4 protein-coding genes are annotated in these 3,510 nt (G+C 69.3%); all 4 read right to left on the reverse strand.

What is annotated here, in order from left to right; genetic code table 11:
* The coding region (locus EB084_21875; GenBank protein NDD30914.1) for a hypothetical protein at positions 1–770 on the reverse strand (770 nt) is incomplete at its 3' end.
* 140 nt (positions 771–910) lie between these two features.
* On the reverse strand, positions 911–1,714 hold the full coding sequence (locus EB084_21880) for an ABC transporter permease (protein NDD30915.1): 804 nt from the start codon (positions 1,712–1,714) through the stop codon (positions 911–913).
* Positions 1,714–2,460, reverse strand: coding sequence for an ABC transporter ATP-binding protein (locus EB084_21885; GenBank protein NDD30916.1), 747 nt, complete (start codon positions 2,458–2,460; stop codon positions 1,714–1,716). The genes EB084_21880 and EB084_21885 overlap by 1 nt, the downstream gene beginning before the upstream one ends.
* 113 nt (positions 2,461–2,573) lie before the next feature.
* The gene (locus EB084_21890; GenBank protein NDD30917.1) at positions 2,574–2,912 is read right to left on the reverse strand and encodes a hypothetical protein; all 339 of its coding nucleotides are present in this window, start codon (positions 2,910–2,912) and stop codon (positions 2,574–2,576) included.
* Positions 2,913–3,510 lie beyond the last annotated feature (598 nt).

Raw genomic sequence — 3,510 nt, forward strand, 5'->3', positions numbered from 1 at the left:
GGCGGCGTGCCGGCATGACCCGTCGCCGTGCTCCCCGCGGTGTGTGTCCCCGACTCGAGCGGTTCGCGGCCCAGGAACACGCGTCCCACGACGGCGTCGATCCCCTGGGTCAGCACGAGACGTTCCCAGCGCTTGGCGAAGGTGTCGCCGTTGCTGGGGTTGCTCAGCGCTGAAGCGCTGCTCACGCCGTGAACGACCCCGGCGACCACATCTCCCACGAACCCGAGGCTCAGCGCAAAGCCAGGCGACATCAGGGCAAGTCCCGGCAGACCGGTGAGCGACCCCACGATCGACGCCGCGACCACGGTGTCGACCGCGAGATGGGCCGCATCGACCGCGATGCCGAGCGCAGCGCCGCCGCGCGTGGGGGCGCCGAGCGCTCCCGTGGGGGGCGGATCGCCGTCGTGGCGAGATCTGGCGCGCGCGGTCTTCCAGGTGTTGGCGAGGCTCAGCATGTCGAGGGCGGGCGCGGCGAGGCGATATCCCGTGTAGGCGTGCTGCTCGAACAGCTGCGCAGCGGCCGCGGGAACGAAGCCCGTCGAGATGAAGGCGCCAGACACCGACCGCATGGCGGCGAGGGTGGTGAGATTGGTCTCGACGCCGAAGCCCGCGACCACCGTGTCAGTGACGGTTCCCGCCACTCCCCCCAGGATCTGGCGCAGCGTGTCATAGATGCCGCCGGGAGGCCCGTCGCTCTGGGCCTGACGCGAAGGTGGAACGGCCGGCGGGGTCGCCGAAGGCCGGGCGGCGTGCGCGGCACGCCCTGGCACTTGAGGTGAAACATTCATGGGCACGATCTCCTCTTGAGATCGCCCCTCGAGCCTGCTCATCATACGCCGGACGCGTGACGGGTTGGTTGCCAAGATGTAACAGATTCACGCCCTCAGCCCTGTACCGCGCCCGCCCCCGATCAGCTCGCGCCCTCGGCGCTGTAGCGCGCCAGCAGACCGCTTCGCAGCACGCTCCGGTGCACCGCGGAGAACACGAGCATGCCCAGCACCACATAGCCCGCTGAGAGACAGAGCCCCACGACGAGATCGGTCATCGACCAGGGCGCGCCCGACATCATGGCCCGCATGTTCTCGAACACGTAGGTGGGCGGAAGCACCTTGGCCACCGCTTGCATCCAGGTCGGCAGCACGCGCTGGGGATAGAACACCCCCACGAAGGGAGACAGCAGCGCGGGCACGGGCCACACGAACCACTCTGCGGCCGGCCCCAGGCGCAGCACCATGGCGCTGGCCATGATTCCCAGGGCGATGCCGAACGCGAGCATGATGGCCAGGAACCCGCCCAGCGCAACGATGTCGCCGGTCCAGGTCAGGCCGAATCCCCACGCGGCGATGGCGACCATCATCAGCAGCCCCAGCGTGCTCGTGAAGAAGCACGTGAGCACGAGACCGAGCACGTACTCCCCCGTCGTGAGGGGCGAGGAGAAGAGGTTGAGGAAGTTGCGCGACCACACGTCCTCGAGGAAGGCCGTGGTGACCCCATGCATGACGCGATCGAAGTAGTTCCACAGCAAGGTGGCCCCGAGGAGGGTCGGTAGCAGGCCCACGCCAGATGCGGTGATGCTCTCGAAGTACCGTGACGTGAAGCCCCACAAGACCACGTTGACGCTCACCCAGGCGAAGAGCGGCACCACCCGCGCCCAGCTGCCCCGCAGCAGGTAGATCTGGCGCAGCACCACGGCCCACACGCGGTCAAGGCAGATCACGACACGCCCTCGAGGCTCAGCGGCTCGCGCGCCACAGCGATGAACAGCGCGTCGAGGTCGGCCTTGCCGTGCTCGGCGGGAAGGGTGCGCGGATCGCCCTCGAGCAGCACCCGCCCGTGCGAAACGAACAGAACCCGATCACAGACGTCGGCCACCTCGTGCATGTTGTGCGAGGTCCACAGCACGGCGCCGCCCTCGGTGGCCACATACGAGCGGATGTGCTCGCGGATGTCCCGGGCCGTGGCCGGATCGAGAGACGCCGTGGGCTCATCGAGCAGCAGCAGGCGCGGCTTGTTCAGAAACGCCTTCGCCAGGCCCACACGGCTCTGCTCACCAGACGAGAGCAGCCCGCAGCGCGTGTCGGCCAGCCGCGTGAGGTCGAGCATCTGCATGACCTCGGCCACCCGGCTCTCGCGCTGGGGAACGCTGTAGAGCAGCGCGGCCAGCGTGAGGTTCTGACGCACCGAGAGGTTGCCCGGCAGCGGCGCGTACACGGCGGCGAAGTTCGTGCGCCCCAGGGCCTTCGAGCGCTCGGCGGTGAGATCGACGCCATCGATGGTGATGCGCCCGGAGGTCGGTTCGAGAATCCCGAGCACGAGGCTGATGGTCGTGGTCTTGCCCGCGCCGTTGGGCCCGAGCAGCCCGACGATCTCGCCCGCGCGGACGCAGAACGACACCCCGTCGACGGCGCGCACCTCGCCGTACGACTTGCACAGATCACGGGCCACGAGGATGTCGGTCATGCGGGCAGCCAGGCCCCTTCGACGATGGACTTCACAGCGCAGGCCGGATACCGTTCGGGCGTCGGAAATCCTGCATCGACCCGCAGCCCTTCGGCCGCGCACCGCGGGGCCCCTCAGGCCTCGTCGGCGGCGCAGCGGAACCCGACGTCGCACGCCGACGCGTCGGGGCGATAGAAGTTCCGGGTCGGCTCAGACGTTCGCAAGATGACCCGATACTCGGTTCCGAAGTGGCGGTCATCGGCGTAGGTTCCCGGATAGCGATCGTACCAGGTGCTGGTCCACTCCCAGGGGAAGGTGGCCCCGGGCACGAGAACACCGCGGTCGTTGGCCGCGCGCCATTCGAGCTCGGAAGGCAGGCGCAGCCCGGCCCAGTCTGCGTACGCCCGGGCGTCAGACCAGCGCCCGCCTCGGCCGCCACCGCAAGCCAGCCCCCGTCGGTGGGGTCGCCACAGGCGCGGGTGAACGCGCGGAACTGAGCGTTGGTGACCAGCCCGGCCGCGATGCGGAAGGGGGCATACGCGAGCGTCACGCCGCGCGCAACGGTCTTCTCACCCCCGCCCACCGAGACCATCTGCGAGCCGTCTCCCGCGCGCTGCACGCGACGGGTCTCGAGAGGCGCCGTGGGAGCGCTTGCGGAAGGGCCGTCGCCCACCAGCGGACGCAGCAGCGCACGTGCGGCGGCAAATCCGAGGATGCCGCCGGTGGCGCTGCCGATGAGAAGGTTGCGAAGCCGCATATCCGAGAGTTCGAGCCGCCTGACCTGGGGCCTGCTACCAGCGTTCACACGCCGGCAACAACCCGGTCTGCGAACCGGTGCTACAATGATGTTGAGGGGATAGAGACCGTGACCATCAACAACCTTTCCGCACTCCATCTGAAGGCCGCCCCAGGCGCCGCGGCTTCTCACATGACCGCTTCCATCGCGGCCCACAACACCGCACCCGCGCAGCCCGCCCGCCTCGGCCGCCACCGCAAGCCAGCCCCCGTCGGTGGGGTCGCCACAGGCGCGGGTGAACGCGCGGAACTGAGCGTTGGTGACCAGCCCGGCCG

The organism is Pseudomonadota bacterium (assembly GCA_010028905.1).
Classification (GTDB): Bacteria; Vulcanimicrobiota; Xenobia; order RGZZ01; family RGZZ01; genus RGZZ01.

Excerpts from the sequence above, each read along its gene's own strand:
- EB084_21885 (NDD30916.1), bottom strand. The coding sequence starts at position 2,460 with ATGACCGACATCCTCGTGGCCCGTGATCTGTGCAAGTCGTACGGCGAG.